Origin of the sequence: Streptomyces sp. NPDC008238 (assembly GCF_042956445.1) — a bacterium.
Taxonomy (GTDB): Bacteria; Actinomycetota; Actinomycetes; order Streptomycetales; family Streptomycetaceae; genus Actinacidiphila.
Window position 1 is genome coordinate 1 of sequence record NZ_JBIBGK010000064.1, and the last position, 5,801, is coordinate 5,801.

Consider the following 5,801-nt stretch of genomic DNA (forward strand, 5'->3'; position numbering starts at 1 on the left):
CACGTGGACGAGCCGTCCCCGCACGTCGACTGGTCGGAGGGCGCGGTCTCGCTGCTGGCCGAGCAGAGGGACTGGCCGGAGACCGGCCGTCCGCGTCGCGCCGCGGTGTCGTCGTTCGGCTTCAGCGGCACCAATGCCCACGCCATCATCGAACAGGCTCCTGAACCCTTCCCCGCACCCGCGCCCGTACAGCCGCAGGAACCGGAGCGGCCGACCGGCCCGCTTCCCTGGACGCTGTCCGGGAAATCGGTCGAAGCCCTCCGCGAACAGGCCGCACGACTTCGGGGGTTCGCCCTCGACAACGCGGACGTGACCCCGGCCGACATCGGCTGGTCCCTGGCCACGACCCGTACCGCGCTGGACCGCCGCGCGGTGGTCGTCGCGGCGGACCGCGACGGATTCCTCGCCGCGCTCGAAGCGCTGGCCGCGGGCCAGGCGAGCGCGGCGGTGACACAGGGCTCGGCGGCGGCGGGCAAGGTGGCGTTCCTCTTCACCGGGCAGGGCAGTCAGCGGCTCGGCATGGGCCGGGAGCTGTACGCCGCGTACCCGGTGTTCGCGGACGCCCTGGACGCGGTCTGCGCGCACCTCGATGTGCCGCTGAAGGACGTGCTGTTCGGGGACAACGCGGACCTCCTCGACCGGACGGAGTGGACCCAGCCGGCGCTGTTCGCGGTCGAGGTCGCGCTGTTCCGGCTGCTGGAGAGCTGGGGCGTGAAGCCGGACTTCCTCTCCGGCCACTCCATCGGCGAGATCGCCGCAGCGCACGTCGCCGGGGTGCTGTCCCTGGAGGACGCGTGCAGGCTGGTCGAGGCGCGCGGACGGCTGATGCAGGCGCTCCCGGCCGGCGGTGTGATGATCGCGCTGGAGGCGGCCGAGGACGAGGTCCTGCCGGTGTTGGACGACCGCGTGAGCGTCGCGGCCGTCAACGGGCCCCAGGCCGTGGTCATCGCGGGTGACGAGGAGACGGCCGCGGCCGTTGTGGAGCTGTTCCCGGACCGCAGGTCGAAGCGCCTGGCGGTCAGCCATGCCTTCCACTCCCCGCACATGGACGGCATGCTCGACGCCTTCCGCGAGGTCGCCGAGGGCCTGACCTACGCCACCCCCCGCATCCCGGTCGTCTCCAACCTCACCGGCACCGTCGTCACCGACGAGATGGCCACGGCCGACTTCTGGGTACGGCACGTCCGCGAGGCCGTCCGCTTCCTCGACGGCATCCGCGCCCTGGAGGCCGCAGGCGTCACCACCTACCTCGAACTCGGCCCTGACGGCGTCCTGTCCGCGATGGCGCAGGACTGCCTGACCGCCGAAGACGCGGCCTTCGCTCCGGTCCTGCGCTCCGCGCGCCCCGAGGTCGAGACCGTCACCACCGCACTCGCCCTCGCCCACACCCGGGGCGTCGCGGTGGACTGGGAGGCGTACTTCGCGGGGACCGGCGCCCAGCGCGTCGACCTGCCGACCTACGCCTTCCAGCGGCAGCGCTACTGGCTGGAGGCCCCCGCACACGCCCTGAGCGGCGACGTGACGTCCGCGGGCCTCGGCAGTGCGGATCACCCGCTGCTCGGCGCGGCGGTCGAGCTGCCCGACTCCGACGGGTTCCTCTTCACCGGCCGGATCTCCCTGCGCACCCACCCCTGGCTGGCCGACCACCGGGTCGCGGGCACCGCGCTGCTGCCCGGCGCCGCGCTCGTCGAGCTGGCCGTGCGGGTCGGGGACCACGCGGGCTGCGACCTGCTGGAGGACCTGACGCTGGAAGCGCCGCTGGTGCTGCCCGAGACGGGCGGCGTGCAGCTCCGGCTCACCGTCGCGGAGCCCGAGGCGGCGGGGCGGCGCGCCTTCCACGTGTACTCCCGGCCCGAGGAGTCCGCGGCGGACGAGCCGTGGACCCGGCACGCCGGCGGTTTCATGGCGGTCGCGACCGAAGCGACGCCCGCGGCGGAGGAAGCGGCCGCGTGGCCGCCTGCCGGAGCCGAGCCCTGCGACGTGGACGAGCTGTACGTGTTCTTCGACGCGATGGGACTCGAGTACGGTCCGGCGTTCCGCAACCTGCGGCGCGCCTGGCGGCTCGGCGACGGCGAGGTCTGCGCCGAGGTCGCCCTCGCCGACGACGACCGGCCGGAGGGCACGCGGTTCGGGCTCCACCCGGCGCTGCTGGACTCGGCCCTGCACGCGGCCGCTCTCGGGGACTTCTTCCCCGGCGCCGAGCCGGGTGCCCGCCTGCCCTTCGCGTGGGACTCGGTGCGGCTGCACGCCGTGGGCGCCTCCGCGCTGCGGGTCCGCATGGCACCGGCCGGACAGGACGCCGTCTCCCTGCTGATCGCGGACGAGACGGGGCAGCCGGTGCTCAGCGTCGCGTCCCTCGTCCTGCGTCCGCTGAACGTCGACGGGATCACGGGCGGTGCCGGCGGGCCCGCTGGGGCCTTCCGGGACAGCTTGTTCCGGGTCGACTGGCCGGTGCTGCCGATGCCCGAGGACGTACCGCCGCCCGGTGACGGCCGCTGGGCCCTGCTGGGAGGGGACCCGTTCAAGCTGGCCGCCGTCCTCGACGCTCACAGCGTCCACCCGGACCTGGCGTCACTCGGCCGAGAGATCGGTGCCCTCCAGGCCGAGGACGCGCCGGAGACCGTCCTCGTCGCCCTCGCACCGGACGTCTCCACCGCCGGCGGCCTCGCGCCCGCCGCGCACAGCGCCGTCACCGCCGCACTGGAACTGATCAGGACCTGGCTCGCGGACGAGCGGTTCGCCGCGTCGAGGCTGGCCCTCGTCACCCGGGGCGCTGTCGTCGTGGACGCCGACGAGGACGTCGAAGACCTGGTGCACGCCGCGGTGTGGGGCCTGGTCCGTTCCGCGCAGGCCGAGCACCCGGGCCGATTCGTGCTGGTCGACGTCGATTCCGAGGACGCGTCCCTCCGGGCGCTGCCCGCCGCTCTCGACACCGACGAGACGCAACTTGCCGTCCGGGACGGCGCCGTACGGGCCCCGCGCCTCGCCCGCGAGCCTGTCGCCCCCGCACAGTACCCGGACGCCGCCTTCGACCCGGACGGCACCGTCCTGGTCACGGGCGCCGGCGGCACCCTCGGCGGACTCCTCGCCCAGCACCTGGTGGACGTCCACGGGGTGCGGCGCCTGCTGCTGGTGAGCCGGCGGGGCGCGGGGGCGGAGAACGCGGCGGAGCTCACCGAACAACTGGCCGCATCCGGCACTGAGGTGACCTGGGCGGCGTGCGACGTGGCCGACCGCGACGCGCTCGCCACCGTACTGGCGGGCATTCCCGCCGAGCACCCGCTCACCGCGGTCGTGCACGCGGCCGGTGTCCTGGACGACGGAACCGTCGAGGCGCTGACCCCGGACCGGCTCCGGCGCGTCCTGCGGCCCAAGGTCGACGCGGCATGGCACCTGCACGATCTGACCCGCGACCTGGACCTGTCCGCGTTCGTCCTGTTCTCCTCGGCCGCCGGTGTCCTCGGCAACGCCGGACAGGCCAACTACGCGGCGGGCAACACCTTCCTCGACGCCCTCGCCCAGCACCGCAGGGCGCAAGGACTCACGGCGGTCTCGCTGGCCTGGGGCCTGTGGGACGACGAGGCCGGCATGGCCGGGACGCTCGACGCGGCCGAGCGGCGGCGCCTGGGTCGCGGCGGCATGCTGCCGCTCTCCCCGGCGGAGGGCCTGGCCCTGTTCGACGCCGCCCTGCCCGGTGCCGCCGGGGAGGAAGCGACCGCGTCCCTCCTGGTGCCCGCCCGGCTCGACCTGGCCGAACTCCGCAGGGCCGTCGGCGACTGGACACCGCCGCTGCTGCGCGGCCTGCTCCGCGGCACCGCGCGGCGCCGGGCGAGCGACGCGTCGGCGCAGACCCCGGACTCGCTCGCGCAGCGGCTCGCCCAACTGCCCTCCGCCGAACGGGACCGGGTGCTCCTCGACCTGGTCTGCACCCAGGTGGCCCAAGTCCTCGGCCACAGCGGGTCCGCCGCCATCGAACCCGGCAGCGCCTTCAAGGAACTCGGCTTCGACTCGCTGACCGCGGTGGAACTGCGCAACCGCCTCGGAGCCGCGGCCGGGCTGAGGCTGCCCGCCACGCTGATCTTCGACTACCCGACCCCCGAAGCGCTGAGCGGCTACCTGCGCTCCGCGCTGCCCCTCAACGACGACGGGCCGTCGGTCCTCGGCGAACTCGACCGGCTCGAGGAGGCCTTGGGCGCGTCCGACGCGGACAGCGTCACCGCTTCGCGGATCACGATGCGCCTGCAGGCCCTCCTCGCCAAGTGGAAGGACGCGCAGGAAGCCGGCGGCACGGCCCCTGACACGGCCGACGACGACGGCGACCTCGAGACCGCCACGGACGACGAGCTCTTCGACCTGCTGGACGAGGAACTCGGCTCCTCCTGACCCTTCCTGCCGCCCCACCTGCCCCACGACCCATCCGCGCCACCGGAGACCCGGCCGGGCGCGCCGCCCCGCCCGGACGACGACCGACCGGAACGACCGCCTCTGAGGCATGGAGCCCACGCAATGGAGAACGAGGACAAGCTTCGCGACTACCTCAAGCGGGCGACCGCCGACCTGCGCCAGGCCCGCAGGCGGCTGCGCGAGGTGGAGGAGAAGAACGAGGAGTCCGTCGCCATCGTCGCGATGAGCTGCCGCTACCCGGGGGGCGTGCAGACCCCCGAGGACCTGTGGCGGCTCGTCGCGAACGGTGAGGACGCCATCTCCGCCTTCCCGGTCGACCGCGGCTGGGACGTCGAGTCGCTGTACGACGCCGACCCCGACAGCGCGGGATCCAGCTACGTCAGCGAGGGCGGCTTCCTCTACGACGCCGGCCGCTTCGACCCCGCCCCCTTCGGGATCTCGCCGCGTGAGGCGCTCGCCATGGACCCGCAGCAGCGGCTGCTGCTGGAGACGTCCTGGGAGGCGTTCGAGCGCGCCGGCATCGACCCGTCCTCGCTGCGCGGCAGCCGGACGGCCGTCTTCGCGGGCGTCATGTACCACGACTACACCGCCCGCCTCGACTCCGTCCCCGACGGCGTCGAGGGCTTCCTCGGCACCGGCAGCAGCGGCAGCATCGCCTCCGGGCGCGTCGCGTACACCTTCGGTCTCGAGGGCCCGGCCGTCACCATCGACACGGCCTGCTCGTCGTCGCTGGTGGCACTGCACCTTGCGGTGCAGGCGCTGCGGGCGGGGGAGTGCTCCATGGCCCTGGCCGGCGGCGTGACCGTCATGGCCACCCCGTCGACGTTCACCGAGTTCAGCCGTCAGCGCGGTCTCGCGGCGGACGGACGCTGCAAGCCCTTCGCGGCCGCGGCCGACGGCACGGGCTGGGGCGAGGGCGCCGGCATGCTCCTGGTCGAGCGCCTGTCGGACGCACGGCGCAACGGCCACCCGGTGCTGGCGGTGGTACGGGGTTCGGCGATCAACCAGGACGGCGCCAGCAACGGCCTGACGGCGCCGAACGGCCCGTCGCAGCAGCGCGTCATCCACCAGGCGCTCACCAACGCGCGCCTGTCGGCCGCGGACGTCGATGTCGTCGAGGCACACGGCACCGGCACGACGCTCGGCGACCCGATCGAGGCGCAGGCCCTGCTGGCCACGTACGGGCAGGAGCACACGGCAGAACAGCCCCTGCTGCTCGGCTCGATCAAGTCGAACATCGGGCACACGCAGGCTGCCGCCGGCGTCGCCAGCATCATCAAGATGGTGTTGGCGATGCGGCATGGTGTGGTGCCGAAGTCGTTGCACGTGGATGAGCCGTCGCCGCATGTGGATTGGGCTTCGGGTGCGGTGTCGTTGGCGTCGGACGCGGTGGTGTG

Annotated in this window: 2 protein-coding genes; both read left to right on the plus strand. The window is 74.0% G+C overall.

The window, feature by feature from the left end; genetic code table 11:
* The coding region (locus ACFZAU_RS41640; RefSeq protein WP_500556581.1) for a type I polyketide synthase at window positions 1-4,383 on the plus strand (4,383 nt) is incomplete at its 5' end.
* A 123-nt stretch (window positions 4,384-4,506) separates the two neighbouring features.
* The coding region (locus ACFZAU_RS41645; RefSeq protein ID WP_500556582.1) for a type I polyketide synthase at window positions 4,507-5,801 on the plus strand (1,295 nt) is incomplete at its 3' end.